The sequence below is a fragment of the Alloiococcus otitis ATCC 51267 genome, assembly GCF_000315445.1.
In the GTDB taxonomy this organism is placed as follows: Bacteria; Bacillota; Bacilli; order Lactobacillales; family Carnobacteriaceae_A; genus Alloiococcus; species Alloiococcus otitis.
The window spans coordinates 154,145-170,884 of record NZ_JH992960.1 but is presented as its reverse complement, the minus strand read 5'-3'; the positions used below and the strand labels follow the sequence as shown (position 1 = coordinate 170,884).

Below are 16,740 nucleotides of genomic sequence, written 5' to 3'. Positions count from 1 at the left end.
CCTTTCCCGGTTTCAATCCAATCTGACTTAATCGTATATGTCTTCTGATGTATTTTCGTCAAGGCCAGACCCAGTATTCTCTAAGGCCTTATTGAGAGCTTTCCATGACAAGGTAGCACACCGTACCCGGCTTGGAAACTGGCGGACTCCTTCTAGCATGACGGCATCTCCCAAGTCTTCAGTTTGTTCAGGTTCTTTACCCTGGACCAGGTCGGAGAAGGTTTGGTAAAGGTCTTTTACCTGGTCTAGGCTCTTGCCGACGATCGCTTCTGTCATCATACTGGCACTGGCCATAGAAATGGTACAGCCCTGGCCATCAAAGGATACATCTTGGATAACCTGGCCCTGGTCATCTAACTTGACCTGGACTTGTATTTCATCGCCACAGGTCGGATTGCGCAAGGCCATGACGGCATCCACCCGGTCGAGTTGTCCTTTATGACGGGGGTCTTTAGAGTGGTCTAGGATAACGGCACGGTATAATTGATCTAACCTAGTCAAGCCCATTTGAAAAAAACTCCTTCGTCTTATCGATTGCTTCTAGCAATTTATCTGCATCAGCCTTGGTATTATAGAGGTAAAAACTGGCACGAGCTGTTGCAGGTTGTTTGATATACTTCATCAGTGGTTGGGCACAGTGGTGACCAGCTCGGATAGCCACACCTTCTAGATCCAAGGCGGTGGCCACATCATGAGGGTGGAGGCCATCGATATTGAAGGCAATGACCCCCGACCGTTTATCAGGGTCACTTGGCCCGAAAACGGTCACCCCATCTTTAGCTTGCAAACGGCCAAGGGTGTAACTGGCTAGGTCATGCTCATGTTGGAAGATTTGGTCCATGCCTAAGTCTTGCAAGTAATCGACAGCTGCTGCCAGGCCAATTGCGCCAGCAATATTGGGGGTCCCAGCCTCAAATTTATGGGGCAAGTCAGCCCAAGTGCTGTCGTATAAGTCAACAACTTGGATCATTTCCCCACCGAATTCAGCTGGCTCAATGGCTTCCAACCATTTTCTTTTACCATATAATACACCAATTCCTGTAGGCCCGCACATTTTATGCCCACTAAAAGCATAAAAATCAGCATCCAAGTCTTGGACGTCAATGGCCATGTGAGGGACTGCCTGGGCTCCGTCTACCACCAAGGTCCCTCCCTGCTGGTGGATGAGCTGGCCTAGTTCCTTGATTGGATTAATCACCCCAAGGACATTAGAGACATGGGTGATGGCTAAAATCTTTGTATTTGGACTGATTTTATTCTTGGCATCGTCTAGGTCCAACTGGCCGTCTGGGGTCAGATCAATATACCGCAATTGGGCTCCTGTGATCTTTGCGATTTGCTGCCAGGGGATGATATTGGAGTGGTGTTCCATGTAGGATATTAAGATTTCGTCCCCTTCTTCCAAAACCAATTGACCTAAATTTTGAGCGACCCAGTTCAGTCCAGTAGTGGTCCCTCGGGTGAAAATCACTTCTTCTGCCTGGCTGGCTCCAATAAAGTCAGCCAATTTGTGCCGGGCTTCTTCATACAAACGGGTGGCCCGCTCTGACAGGGCATGAACTCCCCGGTAGACATTGGCGTTCGACTCTTCATAATAGGTCTGAATCTTGTCAATAACCTGCTTAGGTTTTTGGGTCGAAGCGGCATTGTCTAAATAAACTAAAGGTTCATCGTTAACTTCTTGGTTGAGAATAGGAAAGTCCCGGCGCAACTTTTCCTGGTCTAGGCTCATCGTGAAAGTAACTTCCTTTCGATTGTATCAATCAATTCTTCGCGTACAACCTTAGACGGGATAGCTGAAATCACTGCTCCTAAGAAACCTCGGATAACCAATCGCTCGGCTTCTGCTTTAGGGATACCCCGACTCATTAGGTAGTATAACTCATTTGGGTCTACCCGTCCAATAGAAGCAGCGTGGCCAGCCTCAACTTCAAATTCATCAATTAAAAGGATGGGGTTGGCATCCCCACGAGCTTTTTCTGACAGCATGAGGACTCGGGATTCTTGCTGGGCATTAGCGTCTTTAGCATTGCGGTGGATCTGACCAATCCCATTAAAGGTCAAGGTTCCTCGGTCTAAGATGACCCCATGCTGGAAAATGTTACCGTTGGAGTTGCTGCCAAAGTTGACCACATTGGAATCAATAACTTGGGTCTGTTTGCCCCAACTGATACCGACCGCCTTGAGATCTGTTTCAGACCCGTCGCCAACTAGGTCGGTATCTAAGTCAACAATGACATTACCATTATTCATTGCTCCGATCGCCCAGTCGATATTGGCATCCCGGCCCACATGACCAATCCGGTTGAAGTAGGCGGTGGTATTTTGGCCGAGTAAGTCAACTGAGGAGAAGCGAATTTTAGCATTTGCCTGGGCAATCACTTCGACAATAATATTTGCTGATGTTTTCTCGTCCCCAGCGGTCAACCAACGTTCCACATAGTCAAATTGTGAGTTTGGTCCGGCATAAACCAAGACGTGTTTAATGTAGCTATCTTGAACTAAAGCATCCTGGATAAAGATGGCTTCAAGTGGGTCTTCGATCACCACATTCTTAGGAACATACAAAAACAAGCCGGAGTTCATAAAGGCAGCGTGAAAGGCGGTAATCTTGTTCTTGTCGGGTTGTAGAGCAGTTGTCATATAGGCTTCTTTAACCAAGTCTGGGTAATCTCTTAAGGCAGTTTTAATATCAGTAAAGACCACCCCTTTATCTTTCAAGGATTGGGGCAACTCTTCTACTACAGACTGGTTACCAGCTTGGACAACAATATTGTCTGTATGGAGTTCTGGTACATATTTGGTGTAGTCAATGTCACTTGCCTTGTCGCCTGCTTCTAAATTAGGCAATTGCCACAATGGCCAGCGGTTGTAGCGCAAGCGTTCAATTCTCGGTTCCTGTAAGTCATCTATCTTGTCTAGAGCTTCTAATCTTAGTTGTAGCATCCAATCTGGCTCTTGTAGTTCTTTGGAGTAGGCTTGTACAGCATCAGCATGACTTACATATGATTCAACCTTGTCTGCCATTTTTATAGCCTCCTCTTATTCTTCTTCTAAGTCAATGTCTAAGCCAAGTTCTTCAACGAGTCCCTTGTAACCTTCAGCCTCTAATTGAGCAGCCAATTGGGCATCGCCTGTCTTGACCACCCGGCCATCCATCATAATGTGAACAACATCAGGTTCAATATATTCTAGCAAGCGTTGGTAGTGGGTAATGATCAGCGATCCAAAATCATCACCGCGCATTTGGTTAACCCCTTTGGCTACGACTTTCAAAGCATCTATATCTAAACCAGAGTCAATTTCATCTAGGATGGCAAAGGTAGGTTCAATCATTAATAATTGAAGGATTTCATTTCGTTTTTTCTCCCCACCAGAGAAGCCTTCATTTAAGTAACGTTCTGCCATTTCTTTGGGCATGTCTAGCAGTTCCATCTTCTCATCCATTTTTTTAATAAAGTCCATGACACTGATCTTATCATCTTCATCCCGGCGAGCATTGATCGATGCCCGGAGGAACTCAGCATTGGTAATCCCAGCAATTTCACTTGGGTATTGGACTGCTAAGAAGAGACCAGCCAAGGCCCGTTCATCTGTTTCCAATTCCAAGATGTTCTCGCCGTCAATTAACACTTCCCCTTCAGTGACCTCATAAGCTGGGTGGCCCATGATGGCAGCTGCCAGGGTGGACTTACCTGTTCCGTTAGGGCCCATGACCGCGTGAATTTCACCAGTGTTGATGGTCATGTTCACTCCCTTTAAGATTTCCTTTTCTTCGACACGAACGTGAAGATTTTTGATTTCTAATACAGACATATCTGACCTTCCTTTTTATTTTTGTGTGATGCTGATGTATGTAACTGCTAGTCCAGTCTTAACGACTGAAAACAATTCTCAATTAGCATTCTGTCCTATTCTATAGCATATTATAGCCATTATCAAGGAAAAGGCTATCTTTTTCAAGACATGCACTAAAGCGGCTTCAATTAAGCCTCTTGATTTAACCTCTTCCCATTTTTTTGTATACTATTATCGTTACAGGATATTTTTTGGATTGAAAGGAATTGTTGTGTATGACGCCTATTATCGGAATTTCGGGTAATACCAAAACTCCAATTGAGAATAAAGGATTAAATATTGAAATTGCCTATACTCCATTAGGCTTTGTGGAGAGTGTCCAAGACACTGGTGCCCTCCCCTTTATCATTCCCGTCAACGATCCCCAAACAGCTAAAGACTATATCGAAGGCATTGATGCCCTTATCTTAACAGGAGGGCAAGATGTCAACCCCCTTAGCTTCGGTCAAGAACCCAGTGTTCACCTAGCTTCAACCAATATTAAGCGGGACGATTTCGAGATTGCCTTAGTTCAAGAGGCCATCAAGCAAGAAAAACCCATCCTAGGGGTCTGTCGTGGGATGCAGATCTACAATGTTGCCTTAGGGGGTAGTCTCTACCAGGACTTGGAGGAATATGAGGACTTAAGCATCCAACATGTCCAGCGGTCTGTTACCTTTAAGTACACTCACACCGTGGACCTAGCGGAAAACACCTGGCTTAGCCAAATCTTGGGCTCTGAAATTGTGGTCAACTCCTACCACCACCAAGCTGTCAAGGAAGTTGCCCAGGGGCTCCGCCCAACTGCTTGGGCCAAAGACGGTATTATTGAGGCAATGGAACATACCGACCCCAACTTGGACCACTACCTTATCCAGTGGCACCCAGAGTGGATGTATAAGGTAGACGATAATTCCCAAAAAATATTTAATGCCTTCATTGACCTTGTCACAAGCAAGGGATAGGAGCAAGCGAAATAAGATTATAAAAACCAGCCCGGTTCAAGTATAAACCGGGCTGGTTTCATTTGTCTAGTCATCTTCCTCAGGCCAAGCCTGGTCACTTAATTGGTTAAAGTCTTCTTCTTTAACTTCTTCTAATTTGAGAATCCGATTCTCTTCCTGGCTATTGGAGTTAAGTAGGTCAGGCTGGTCTTCAATGGCTTGGTTGGCCGCCACGATCTGACCGTCGAAGGGAGCTGTAAAATCAGTCACAGCCTTAGCCCCTTCCACCCCCATAATGGTATCTCCTTTACTCAAGTATCCCTCTTGTTTGACTAGGTCACAAAACATCACATCGCCCACATCGTCTTGCCCCTTGTCGGAGAGTCCGATTTGGTAGAGGTCTCCATCTTTTTTTACATACAAGCCATTGACATGGTATTTGATTGTCATTTCTACCCTATCCTTTCCATACTTCCTTAAATTGGTCTTCTTTAAAACCAGATGTTACTTTTTGGCCATCAGTTACAAAGGGGCGTTTGATAAGCATGCCGTCAGATAACAGAAGGTCAACCACTTCTTCATCCGTCATGTCCTCCAATCGATCCTTAATGCCTTGTTCACGGTAGGCCTTGCCACTGGTATTAAAAAAACTTTTCCGACTTCGACCAGACTCTTTTAGGGTCTGTAAGACCAGGTTGCGGTCTGGTTGTTCTTGGCGGATATCGATCCAATCATAGTCAATGTCTTGGTCTTGAAGCCAGGCTTCAGCTTTTTTGCAAGTCGTACATTTGGGGTGACAGTATACTTTTAACACCTTATCAACCTTCCTATTCATCCGGTAACTTATTCATTTCAACCTTGTCATCACTTTCACTGTTTAAGGACTTCAGATAATCAGTTTTATAGAGTTTGTGTTTTAAGATTAGGGTCTTATTACTGTCAGGGTAACCCTTCCACTTGGTGTTTTCCAACTGTTCCTTCCGGTGCATGTCGTGTTCATAAACCTCAACGGACTCCTCGTTGACCCATTCAAAGATAAAGGTATTGATCATGGCCCCAATGAAGGTAATCATATTGGCAATATAGAGGAAAAGCATGAGGGCGATCACTGCACCAAAAGTAGCATTCCCCACAGCATCCCCACCAAAAAGACGTAAAATCAAGGTATAAAACTCGGAAAGGATAATGGAACCAATTGCCGCAAAGATGGCCCCTGGAAGGGAATATTTGAGTTTCAGGTGGTGACTGGGTAGGACATGGTATATAATCAAAAAGATCAAGGGGAATAAGACTAGGACAATTACCCAGCGAAAGATCATAAAGATGTTCATAAAGGTAAAATCTAAACCGAGCAAGTCTTGGACAAAGCCCAAAATAGCTTCACCAAAAATAAAGACAAAGAGGGCTAAACCGGCTAGGGCTATAATCCCTAGCATAATTAAAAAAGAAACAATCCGCTCTAAGACAAAGTTCCGCTTGTCCACCGTTCCATATATCTCATCTAAGGACCGGTTCAAAATCGACACAATCCGACTAGCAGAGAAGAGGGCGGTAATTAAACCAATGGAAATAGCTCCCCCGCTTCCCCCTTCTAAATAGCCCATCAGGGTTGGCTCTAAAACATTATAGACATCAGCCGGAATAACTTCTTGGACAATAGACAAGACCTGGTCTGTGGCAATCGGTAGCATCGGGATAATGTTAGCGATGACTAAGATAATAGGAATAATAGATAAGAGTATGAAATAAGTCATCTCAGCCGCACTCTGGGGTAGCATAATCCGGTCCATGTGCCGCATGCCAATTTCAATCGCTTGGATTAATTTCTTTTTATGTGGGATTTTGTCTTCATATTTTTCCAGCTTTTCCATAACTTCCCCCTTTATAAGTCATGCAAGTTGTACTCAGCGATAATAGCTTGGATAGCTTCATCAACTGATTTGACTTGTCTTTTTTTGCCGGAAGACATCAAGGCAGATACCTGGTTTTGGCCAGGTTTTTTTTGAATCTGGCCTATGGTTTTTTTCTTTACCTTGACTTCCAAATCTACCTGGTCTCCCTTGTGGCGGTCGGTTTCAATAATATCAACTTCAACTGCTTTATTCTTCTTAGACATGGTCTGCCTACTTTCTAGTTATCACATGATGGTATAAGAGTCTTATCCAGATGTGCTTTGATAAAGCACAATAAAATGAAGCACTAGTAATGTGCCTCATTTTACCATATATTTAAGTTTTTTTCTCTAGTTTGCCCAATTTACTTGGTCAAAATTTTCAATTATACCAAGTATGTGGGCGATATTATCGTAGAAGTCTTCCCAGCGAATGTGCTCATTCGGAGCATGGGCACCTGATCCTCTGTATTCTGATCCGATGCCCACGATCGGCACACCTAGGTAGTGGCCAAAGGATTGCATTGGTCCAGTTCCGGGAGAGTTGGGGGTGATAATGACCTTGCCTTTCCCGTAAATTGTCTCACCAGTTTGGACCATCAAGTCAATAAAGGGATCGGTCAGGTCTGTCCGGAAAGGCTTAACAGCTGCAATCAAGTCCAAGTCAAAATCAGCATAGCCATGTGAGTCTAAGTGGTCTCGCAAGAGCTTTTGAACATTCTCAGGTGTGTAGCCCGGTACTAATCGAACGTCCAACTTGGCCCGGGCCGACTTAGGCAAGATGGTTTTAGCCCCGTCCCCTTGGTAGCCGGCATCCAAACCACTGATGGTCAGGGTTGGATAGAAGTAAAGGGCTTCTTTTTCACTGTAGTCAAGGTCATCAGTGATAAAATCTGTCCGTAGATTTAAACCCTCTTTTAGTGCGTCTGGGTCAAATGGAACTTGGTCCAAGTAAGCCCGAGCTTCTTGATTGGGTTCTTCCATCAAGTCATAAAAGCCGTCAATAGTGACCCGGTTCTTGGCATCTTTCATAGAAGCCAAGGCCTGGATTAGACGCCAAGCAGCATTGTCCACAATAGCAGCTTGTGAAGAGTGGACATCAATGTCAGCTGTTTGGTTGGCCAAGTCAAAGTAAGCAATCCCCTTCATCCCAGCAGACATGTGGAGGCGTCCTTGGCCGTCTTTGCTCCCAGACTCCCAGATGCAGGCATTTGCTGCAAACTTGTCCTGGTATTGGGCTAAATAATCATCGATATGAACACTACCAATCTCTTCTTCTCCTTCAATAAGGAACTTGATATTGATCGGCAGGCCATCATGGTCCTCTAAGTAGAGCTGGATGGCATTGAGTCGGGCGATTAAGTTGGCCTTGTTGTCAGACACACCCCGGCAAAAGATGGCTCCGTCTTTTTCAACTGGCTCAAAAGGCCTAGTTTGCCACTCCTCAACCGGGTCTTCCGGCTGGACATCATAGTGGTTGTAAATGAGTAGGGTTGGTTTGTTTACCTCTTTTGCAGGAATAAAACCATAGACGACTGGATGGGCTAAGGGCTTGTCGGCCAGGCTTAAAATTTCTACTTCAGCCCCAAATGCTTCCAGCAAGTTTTTGACATAGGCCGCCGTTTCATCAATTTCTCTTTTTTGAGCCGAAACCGACTCCAATTTTAAATAGTCCAGTAGCTTGTCCTTGTTTTCCTCTGTTCTAGCCTTGATTCTCTCTCGTAATTCCCCCATTGTTATTCCCCCTCTTGTATTCTATCGATCAATTCTTGCATAATGACACCAACTGAGTCCTGGAAATTCAAGTCAACCGGAATCCGAATTCTTTTAATGGCCTCCCGGTTGATGACCACGGTATGGTCACCTTGGAAGGCATTAATCAAACTCTTGGCCGGACTGACCGTAAGCGATGTGCCTGCAATGATCAAAAGGTCAGCTTGGGCAATCAAGGTTCGGGCCGCTTCGGAGGTTTCTCGGTTGGGCATTTCACCAAAATAGGTAACACTGGGCCGCATTAGGCCGGAGCAATTTTGGCAGGTGGGCAGGTCATCTTCATAGACTACATCATCTTCTTTGACCTCCTGGCCACAATCCATACAAAACCAGGTACGGTTGGATCCATGCAATTCATAAACGCTGGATGAGCCAGCTTTTTGGTGGAGACTGTCGACATTTTGGGTGATGACGTGAACTTCTTTTCCCATTTTTTCTAGGGTCGCCAAGGCCTTGTGGGCGGCATTGGGTTTGATCTCCCTGTCATCTTTTCGCCGTTTGAAGAATTCTTTGGGATGGTTGAGTAGGTAGTTGATGTGCATAACCTTTTTGGGGTCCTTGCCCTTGTTCTCCATGGCGGTATAGACGCCATTATGAGACCGGTAGTCAGGCAGGCCACTTTCAGTGGACACACCTGCCCCACCAAAAAAGGCAATGGACTGGGCTGATTTTACATAGTCGGCAAAAGTTCCTATCTTATCTTTCATTTAACTTTAAACCTTCTTCCTCAGTCTCCCTTACTTCCCTATTTTAACAAATTTAAGGGCTAAAACTAAGCCGAAACTATGTTAAAAGCTAACTTGCTTACAGGTTAGCCGGGTTAAGCAGCTCTCAGTCTTCCCCGCAAATGTATTTTTGAAAAACATGACAAAATAGTTTTTATAAGTAAATTGACTTTTTTGTCTTATAGATGTATAATACTGGCTAGACTATTTTTATCTAGGGGCTGTTACGGATTCGACAGGCATAGATTGAGCTGTTACTGCGTTTTGGCAGGGTTGCGTCTGCCCATCAACGCATTCAGTTTAAATTTAACTGCAAACGAAAAAAATTCTAACTTAGCTTTAGCTGCGTAAGTAGCTTCTGCTAGATCTGAACTGGGATCGCCCATGTTGCAGCTTCAGGTCCTATAATTTAGTGGGATACGCTGACTTTTTCCGTCTGTAAAAGTCAGAAGAGATGACCAGACTAGCGACATCCCATGCCCGTTTTACGGCTAAGATGAAGCGAAATGAAATAGTAAAACTATGAGCGTAGAGGTTTCAGTGGCAATATGCCTGGACGCGGGTTCGACTCCCGCCAGCTCCATTTTTAATATGCCATGGGTGAGCAAGACGCTTTAAACCATTGATATATCAAGGTTTTCAATTTTTTTCATTGTCAAAACCAGACACATGTTAGCAAGAAATCTAAACTAAATTGTGTCGTCCAGACTAATAAGAGTGAATAAAAGAAGCAGACCTCTAATGAATAATGGGGCTGCTTTTTTCTGTTTTTGATAAGGCTAGATTTTAGCAAAGACTAATCCTTTTGCCCTTACTTGGTTAAAGTCATCTATGTTATAATTGTAAAAACTTTTTTGACAAAAGTGTGGTGTTTGTTCATAGTGAGCCACCACAAGCACTATAGGAGGTTTTACATAACAAATGAAAGGAAAAGATTTTAAGTTTATATTCTTTTCGATCCTAGGAATAGTTTTCTTCCTAGTCCCCATCCCCATTAATGGCGAGTCAAGGATACTCTTGTCCCATGCCACCAACTTTGTCGAGGAAAATTTCATTGAGGCCTTTCTAGCCTTCACCCAAGTGGTCATGTGGATTATCTTGATTGCAACCATTGTCTTTATCTTTGTCAAGACGGGCAACAAGTTTATCGATGGCCTGTTTAAAGCTAACCCCATTAATACTGTGTTGCGAATTGCAGGTTCTTTTTTGTACCTCATGGTCATGAACAATTGGTTTGCTGACCAAGCCTGGGCCCAATATATTTTAGACCCTGACACAGGTGGGGTCTTAGCTGGTGAAGGAGGCCTATTAACCACCCTCTTCATCACCTTCTTCGTGGGTATTATTGGGATCCCTTTCTTGACCCACTTTGGGACGGTGGAATTTCTAGCTGTTCTAACCGAACCCTTTATGGAGTCCCTCTTTAAAATCCCTGGAGCCGCAACGGTCGATGCCTTGACCAGTTTTGTCGGTGACGGGACTTTAGGCTTGATCGTCACAGACAACCAATACCGCCGGGGTTACTACACTCAACGTCAGGCCTACCTCATTGCCACCAACTTCTCCATCGTGGGGATTGCCTTCGCCACAGCAGTTGCAGAGGAATTAGGCTTAGGACATATCTTCCCCCTCTTTTACTTAACCTTATTTTTAACCGTTATCCTGATCGCCATAATTACCGCCCGTTTCCCTTTGAAAAAATTCAAGAACGAATATTACGGCGACCAAAAGCAACAAAAGAATGACATTGCAGTTCCTGAAAGCAAGAGTCGGCTTGGCTTTGCCTATGAACAAGCAACCGAACAGGCTGAATCCAGAGGTTTTTTGGAAGCTATGACCTATGCCTTTCAAGAGATTGCCAACATCTATGTCAGCCTATTGCCTATTATTATGGCAGTCGGCGTTCTTGCCTTGACCATCATTGAACACACCTCTATTTTTGAAATCATCAGTGTCCCCTTGGTCTACTTGTATGACTTCCTAGGCTTTCCAAGTGACACAGCTGAGTTAATGGGCCCAGCTTCCATTGTGGGCTTAGCCGATATGTACCTACCGACTGTTTTCATTACCCAATCGGCTTCCCAGGCTGCCCGCTTCTTTATCGGTGTCCTCTCCTTCACCCAACTTATTTTCTTAGCCGAAACAGGTATGGTCTTGGTGGACACCAAAATTGGCTTCAACTTTCTTGACGTGATCTGGGTCTTTATCTACCGAACCCTCTTATCCATCCCAATCCTCTACCTTTTTGTCCTCTTCTATACCCAACTGGGCATACTGACCCTATAGCTTAGCCACAAAACAAGAAAGCCTAGCTGATGTGGATTAGCTAGGCTTTTGTGCTATTTGACCTTATTGCTAGCAAATATTGTTTTCAGTTAAAATTGCTTGATATACTGTAGATAGTCTATTTTTACTCAACCTTACAAAGGAGCATGATTATGACAAAATCGGATAAAGAACTTGCGGTCGAAGTGGCTATTGCCTTAATTGAGGCCAATCCTAGAAGCTCTGTAAAGGGAGAAGACGGTAAAGAAATCGCCTTGCCTTCTTTGGATATTTCCAGCGCCAGCAATATTATCCGCCACGTTTACGATACCCTTCAAACTTTGGAGTCAGGTGAACGTCCCCTCCAATACAAGGGACCGGATAAAGACTAGCTAAAACAAGATAAGAATCGAAAGTTAAAACCTGGGGTAAACCCGGGTTTTTTATTTTTACCTAGTTTGACTCTTTTTACTAGTCTAATTGTAAATCTGCAAGCAATACCGGCAGCAAAAAAGCTTTCGCAGTTGGCTACGAAAGCTTATGACCTTAACGGGGCTTGTACTCTCTTTCAATCCGTCGCTCTTGTTCCCGTCTTTTGATGGTTTCTCTTTTATCGTATTGTTTTTTACCCTTGGCGAGGCCTAATAAGACTTTGGCCACCCCATTTTTAATGTAAACTTTTAAGGGGACCAGGGTAATACCGCTTTGCTTGACTTCCCCGATCAGGCGGTCAATTTGCTTGCGGTGCAAAAGTAACTTCCTTGTCCGGACCGGGTCGTGGTTAAAACGGTTGCCTTCGTCAAAGGGGGAAATGTGAACATTATACAACCAGATTTCATTGTTGCGGATGCCGGCATAGCCGTCTTTCAAATTGATCCGGTGGTTGCGAATTGACTTGATCTCAGTCCCATGTAAGACGATGCCAGCTTCAACTGTATCCAGGACTGTATACTCATGTCTAGCCTTGCGGTTTTGAGTAATCAGTCCGCCGTCACCTTTAGGCATCTAGAGCCCTCCTTCCCTTGCTATTTTTTCTCCCGAATTTTAAAAGGGTGCTTGTGTGTCTTATTGTTCTTCTTGTTTTTATGCTTTTTCTTCTTGTTTTTCTTTTTACCTTTGCTAGAGCCATGACCGTGTTGATTTTTCTTGCCATTACTCTTGTCGGAGTCATGTTGGTTCTTTTTGTTTTTGCCCTTATCCTTCATATGTTTCCCTTTTTTGCCTTTGTGGTTGTGGGGTTTTTTCTTATGCTTGGATCCCTTATCTTGACCATGACTGGGTTCCTCGTTTTCTCTTACCAAGTCAAAGTCAATCTGGATACTTTCGGTATCGGCTCGGATCAATTTAACGGCAACTTCTTGGCCAATCCGGTAAATATTACCCGTACGCTGTCCAACCAAGACCAGGTGCTCGTCGTTAAATTCATAGAAATCATCGTCTAAGAGAGAGATATGGACCAAGCCTTCCACCGTGTTGGGCAGTTGGATAAACATGCCAAAGCCTGTAATGGAGACAATCATGCCCTTGAATTCTTGGCCAATCTTGTCTGCCATATATTCGACTTTTTTTAGTTCGTCCGTTTCCCTTTCGGCATCGATGGCCCGGCGTTCTGCAAAGGAGCTAGCTTCTGCAATTTCCGGTAGTTTTTCTTCCCATCTTTTGACATCCTTTTTAGACCGGCCAACTTCATCGTAATAGTGGATCAAACGGTGGAGGATAAGGTCTGGATACCGCCGGATAGGGGAAGTAAAGTGGGAGTAAAATTCGGCTCCCAAGCCGTAGTGGCCTAGGGGGTCAACATCATACCGGGCTTGCTGCATGGACCGGAGTAGGAGCATATTGACCACCACTTGGGTGGGCTGGCCTTCTACCTTGGCTAGAACTTTCTGCAAATCTTTAGGTGAAATGCTTTCCTTGGAGGCCTTGACTGTAATCCCTAATGTGGCGATAAATTCTAAGAAGCGCTGGATTTTGGCCTCATCTGGCTGCTCATGAACCCGGTAGAGGATGGGCAAGTGTTGTTTAGTATAGTGTTCTGACACGGTCTCATTGGCAGCCAGCATAAAGGATTCAATCAACTTCTCGCCCGTCCCTCTTTCCAAGAGTTTGATATCAGTTGGGCGTCCTTGGTCATCCACTTCAATTTGGGCTTCAGTGGATTCAAAATCGATGGCCCCTCTTTTCTTGCGTTTATTTTCTAAAATGTGGTGGAGGTCAGCCATATTTTCAAACATGGGGACTAAAGAAGCAAACTCGTCTTTTTTATCCTGGTCATCCTGGTCCAAGATGGCATTAACGTCCCGATAGGTCATCCGCTGACTGGACTGGATCACACTGGGGCCAATGTCATACTGGACAACTTCCCCTGCCTGGTCAATTTCCATCTGGCAGGATAAGGTTAGCCGGTCTACACCAGGATGGAGGGAACAAATCCCATTCGACAAGCGCTGGGGTAGCATGGGGATCACCCGGTCCGTCAAGTAGGAAGATGTCCCTCTTTCGTAGGCTTCCTGGTCAATGGCTGTCCCTTCTTGAACGTAATGGGCAACATCAGCAATATGAACCCCAAGGTGGTAGTGGCCATTGTTTAGCCGTTTGACCTGGATGGCATCATCCAAGTCCTTGGCATCGGCCCCATCAATGGTGATGATGGTCTCTTGTCGCAAATCTTTTCGGCCTTTGAGGTCTTCTGGACTAATTTGGTCTGGGACTTCCTGGGCCTGGTCGAGAACTTCTTCTGGAAATTCAGAGGGGATGCCATGCTTGTGGACAATTGACAAGATGTCGACCCCAGGCTCATCCTTGTGGCCAATAGTCTCGGTGACAAGCCCTACCGTATCCTCATGGGTGTATTGGGGGTAGCGGGTAATGTCGACTTTGACAATTTCCCCCTGGACGGGACGCAAGCCCTTGGTCTGGATTTGAATGGTTAAGTCTGGATAGCCTTTGACACTCGGCTTGACGTAACCGTATAAGTCTAAGTCTTTTACTTCTTCATCCGAATAAGGGTAGAATTCACCGATCACACTTTCGGTTTTCCGCTCCAAGATCTTGGTGATCTTCCCTTCAGCCGCCTTATCCTTCCGCGGGTCCGGCGCCTTGGTAATTTCGACTTGAACCTGGTCTCCATCAAAGGCGGTATTGGTATCATTGGCTGGGATAAAAATATCTTCTTGGTCTGAATCTTCTAAAATGACAAAGCCAAAGCCCTTGTCATTTGCCTTAAATCTTCCTTGTATCTCTTCGTCAATTTTTTGTTGGTTGATAATAAATGTTCCTTTACTGGTTAATATAATTTCTTGTCTTCGCTCGAGCTTGGCAATGGCCTTGACAAGTTGCTTGAATTCTTCAGCAGACTCCATATCCAGAGCTCTTGCTATATCATTTACTTCAAGGTCATCCCGAGCCCCAATCGAATCTACTATCTTCTTCTCTAATTCACTTGTAAGGTCAGCCATTTACACTCATCCTTTGACATAGTTTAATTTGCTTCTTGTAAAAATGCAAGAAGGTCTTCACGTAATTCCTTACCGACCCGGCCAATGGTAAGCACATGGCCAGCTTGCGGGTATAGTTTATAAGTAACCGGAGCATTGACCAAGGCATCTTTAAAGGCCTGACCATGTTCGGGGGCAATATTTTTATCTTCTCCCCCTTGGCCAATAAAAATGGGCATGGTAATCTCATGATAGCGGTCGACCATTTTTTCTTGGCGAAAGGCTTCAATCCCCTCAGTTACTTTTGCCAAGCCATCTTGGACATAATCCTGGTAAAAGCCATCTACTTCCTCTTGGCTATAACCCATGGCCTGTTTTTTATTATAGTACCATTCTTTAAATTCATCTTCGATGGACAGACCATAATTGCCTGCTACCGGTGCCGAAAAAGTCCCGGCACTGACTAAATCTGGGTTTTCTAAGGCGAGATAGCTTGCTACCACCCCGCCTAAGGAAAGACCGAAGACGGAAATTTTTTCATAACCTTTAGCTTTCAGCCAATCTAATGCTGCCTGGCCGTCCTTGACCCATTCGTCAATCCCATGCTGGATGACACCATCTGGGTCTTCGATCCCATGTCCCGCAAAGTGAGGGGCATAAACGGTATAGCCAGCCTCTTCTAAAGCATTGGAAAATACCCGAAAGTCCCTTGAATAGCTGGTGTAGGCATGCAAGAGTAATATTGCATGATCGCCGTCCTGTTCAAGATAAATTTCATCCATAATAATGTTGATACTCCTTTTACCTGTATAAGAAAAAGAGTGGTCTAAACCTCTCATAAGCCAGTTAAGCTTGATTAGATCACCCTTGTTTAGTCATATTTGAATTAGAAAAAACGGGATAAGACATAGGAAACGCCGAAGAATAAAATCAAACAAACAACTGTTGTCTTAATTAAAAATGCTTCCAGTCCTCTCGCTTTTTGTTTTTCGAACAATTCACCTGCACCGCCCATAAAGGCGTTAGACGAACTTTGCGTCCGGGTAGGCTGTAAAGCAATCACTAGTATAGTAAAAATAGATAAAACCAACATAAAGGTTAGTAAGAATTCGTACACAAACAAGGCCTCCTTTTTTCGTCATAATCATTCATATTTTATCATATAAATTTCTTTTAACCAATTATTTTCTTTAGCAAGTAGACCAGCTTTTGCAGTTTGTTTTGTCCTTTTCCAAATAAAGGATAAATAGCTTTTCTTACAAAAAGCTTGTAGCCTATTTGACCCTGCTGGCCTTTTCCCAGCTTCAGTTTTAAGAAACTAGTTTGGCTCATAGCTACTTTTTACTAGTCAAACCTTGGCCTCGCCTTTTGCTTGGGGCACTTTTTTATTTTGCTTGTGGACCGACAAGCACATAACTCGTTTATTGGTTAGCAATTGGTCGCCTTGTTGCTTCATAACTCGTTTATTGCCCAGCGATTGGTCGTCTTATGAATTTAGCTTTACAATTCTACAATTGCTGAGTAATTGTAGAATTTTGGCATGGACATTCTACAATCGCAGGGTAATTGTAGAACTTTAGCCCGGACATTCTACAATCGTTGCATAATTGTAGAACTTTAGCCTGGAAATTCTACAATCGCTGCATAATTATAGAAGTTTAGAAAGTCACCTTCTTATGATTCAGTTCTCAATCCGAGTCTTGACCTACACGGAGTTTAAGACTTGACTCGAAAGTACCTGATGACTATTCAATTGTCGTTTTTTAGTTTTCAAAACTTCCTTATTTGGATTTATTGTCCAGTTTTAACTTCAAAACTTCCTTATTTGGATTTATTGTCCAGTTTTAACTTCGAAACTTCCTTATTTG

Annotated in this window: 17 protein-coding genes and 1 other RNA gene; 4 read left to right on the top strand and 14 right to left on the bottom strand. The window is 44.1% G+C overall.

The genetic code is table 11. From position 1 onward, the window contains the following. Window positions 1-27: 27 nt before the first annotated feature. From sufU to sufC, 4 genes are read right to left on the bottom strand one after another with little or no spacing between them, the layout of a single operon-like run. Complete coding sequence (gene sufU / locus HMPREF9698_RS06785) at window positions 28-507, bottom strand: Fe-S cluster assembly sulfur transfer protein SufU (protein ID WP_003778623.1); 480 nt, start codon at window positions 505-507, stop codon at window positions 28-30. Continuing rightward, window positions 494-1,732: a cysteine desulfurase gene (locus HMPREF9698_RS06780; RefSeq protein WP_003778622.1), complete on the bottom strand. Its 1,239-nt coding sequence runs from the start codon at window positions 1,730-1,732 to the stop codon at window positions 494-496. Before HMPREF9698_RS06780 ends, sufU begins: the two co-directional genes overlap by 14 nt. After that, window positions 1,729-3,027 carry a Fe-S cluster assembly protein SufD gene (gene sufD, locus HMPREF9698_RS06775; RefSeq protein ID WP_003778620.1) on the bottom strand — a complete coding sequence of 433 codons (1,299 nt, stop codon included), beginning with the start codon at window positions 3,025-3,027 and terminating at the stop codon, window positions 1,729-1,731. Before sufD ends, HMPREF9698_RS06780 begins: the two co-directional genes overlap by 4 nt. Before the next feature lie 15 nt (window positions 3,028-3,042). Beyond that, window positions 3,043-3,816 carry a Fe-S cluster assembly ATPase SufC gene (gene sufC / locus HMPREF9698_RS06770; RefSeq protein ID WP_003778618.1) on the bottom strand — a complete coding sequence of 258 codons (774 nt, stop codon included), beginning with the start codon at window positions 3,814-3,816 and terminating at the stop codon, window positions 3,043-3,045. Between the two features lie 257 nt (window positions 3,817-4,073). On the opposite strand from sufC, the gene HMPREF9698_RS06765 reads away from it, so the two are divergent. Further along, window positions 4,074-4,802: a gamma-glutamyl-gamma-aminobutyrate hydrolase family protein gene (locus tag HMPREF9698_RS06765; RefSeq protein WP_003778616.1), complete on the top strand. Its 729-nt coding sequence runs from the start codon at window positions 4,074-4,076 to the stop codon at window positions 4,800-4,802. Window positions 4,803-4,868: 66 nt separating this feature from the next. On the opposite strand, the gene HMPREF9698_RS06760 is transcribed toward HMPREF9698_RS06765, so the two are convergent. The 6 genes from HMPREF9698_RS06760 to HMPREF9698_RS06735 all read right to left on the bottom strand — a co-directional run bounded on the left by HMPREF9698_RS06760 (window position 4,869) and on the right by HMPREF9698_RS06735 (window position 9,152). Then, window positions 4,869-5,231 (bottom strand): glycine cleavage system H family protein, encoded by a 363-nt coding sequence (locus HMPREF9698_RS06760; protein ID WP_003778613.1) that lies wholly within the window; start codon window positions 5,229-5,231, stop codon window positions 4,869-4,871. A gap of 7 nt (window positions 5,232-5,238) precedes the next feature. Beyond that, the gene (locus tag HMPREF9698_RS06755) at window positions 5,239-5,595 is read right to left on the bottom strand and encodes an arsenate reductase family protein (protein ID WP_003778612.1); all 357 of its coding nucleotides are present in this window, start codon (window positions 5,593-5,595) and stop codon (window positions 5,239-5,241) included. Between the two features lie 13 nt (window positions 5,596-5,608). Further along, the gene (locus tag HMPREF9698_RS06750; protein WP_003778611.1) at window positions 5,609-6,652 is read right to left on the bottom strand and encodes a YihY/virulence factor BrkB family protein; all 1,044 of its coding nucleotides are present in this window, start codon (window positions 6,650-6,652) and stop codon (window positions 5,609-5,611) included. Between the two features lie 11 nt (window positions 6,653-6,663). Continuing rightward, on the bottom strand, window positions 6,664-6,897 hold the full coding sequence (locus HMPREF9698_RS06745; RefSeq protein WP_003778610.1) for a DUF2969 family protein: 234 nt from the start codon (window positions 6,895-6,897) through the stop codon (window positions 6,664-6,666). 126 nt (window positions 6,898-7,023) lie between these two features. Then, a complete protein-coding gene (locus tag HMPREF9698_RS06740; protein WP_003778609.1) occupies window positions 7,024-8,406 on the bottom strand; it encodes a M20/M25/M40 family metallo-hydrolase in 1,383 nt (460 codons plus the stop codon). Window positions 8,407-8,408: 2 nt separating this feature from the next. Next, on the bottom strand, window positions 8,409-9,152 hold the full coding sequence (locus HMPREF9698_RS06735) for an NAD-dependent protein deacylase (RefSeq protein ID WP_003778608.1): 744 nt from the start codon (window positions 9,150-9,152) through the stop codon (window positions 8,409-8,411). A 235-nt stretch (window positions 9,153-9,387) separates the two neighbouring features. On the opposite strand from HMPREF9698_RS06735, the gene ssrA reads away from it, so the two are divergent. The 3 genes from ssrA (at window position 9,388) to HMPREF9698_RS06725 (ending at window position 11,827) form a co-directional block, all read left to right on the top strand. Continuing rightward, window positions 9,388-9,756, top strand: a transfer-messenger RNA (tmRNA) gene (gene ssrA / locus HMPREF9698_RS08695). A 335-nt stretch (window positions 9,757-10,091) separates the two neighbouring features. Next, window positions 10,092-11,456 carry a YjiH family protein gene (locus HMPREF9698_RS06730; RefSeq protein ID WP_003778606.1) on the top strand — a complete coding sequence of 455 codons (1,365 nt, stop codon included), beginning with the start codon at window positions 10,092-10,094 and terminating at the stop codon, window positions 11,454-11,456. A gap of 152 nt (window positions 11,457-11,608) precedes the next feature. Then, window positions 11,609-11,827: a hypothetical protein gene (locus HMPREF9698_RS06725; RefSeq protein ID WP_003778605.1), complete on the top strand. Its 219-nt coding sequence runs from the start codon at window positions 11,609-11,611 to the stop codon at window positions 11,825-11,827. 154 nt (window positions 11,828-11,981) lie between these two features. Here HMPREF9698_RS06725 and smpB read toward each other — a convergent pair whose 3' ends face one another. The 4 genes from smpB to secG all read right to left on the bottom strand — a co-directional run bounded on the left by smpB (window position 11,982) and on the right by secG (window position 15,989). Further along, window positions 11,982-12,440 (bottom strand): SsrA-binding protein SmpB, encoded by a 459-nt coding sequence (gene smpB, locus HMPREF9698_RS06720; RefSeq protein ID WP_003778604.1) that lies wholly within the window; start codon window positions 12,438-12,440, stop codon window positions 11,982-11,984. A 20-nt stretch (window positions 12,441-12,460) separates the two neighbouring features. After that, entirely contained in the window at window positions 12,461-14,893 is a 2,433-nt protein-coding gene (gene rnr / locus HMPREF9698_RS06715; protein WP_003778603.1) for a ribonuclease R, read from the bottom strand. Between the two features lie 23 nt (window positions 14,894-14,916). Next, window positions 14,917-15,654: an alpha/beta hydrolase gene (locus HMPREF9698_RS06710; RefSeq protein ID WP_003778602.1), complete on the bottom strand. Its 738-nt coding sequence runs from the start codon at window positions 15,652-15,654 to the stop codon at window positions 14,917-14,919. A gap of 104 nt (window positions 15,655-15,758) precedes the next feature. After that, on the bottom strand, window positions 15,759-15,989 hold the full coding sequence (secG, locus tag HMPREF9698_RS06705) for a preprotein translocase subunit SecG (RefSeq protein WP_003778601.1): 231 nt from the start codon (window positions 15,987-15,989) through the stop codon (window positions 15,759-15,761). Between the last annotated feature and the right edge of the window lie 751 nt (window positions 15,990-16,740).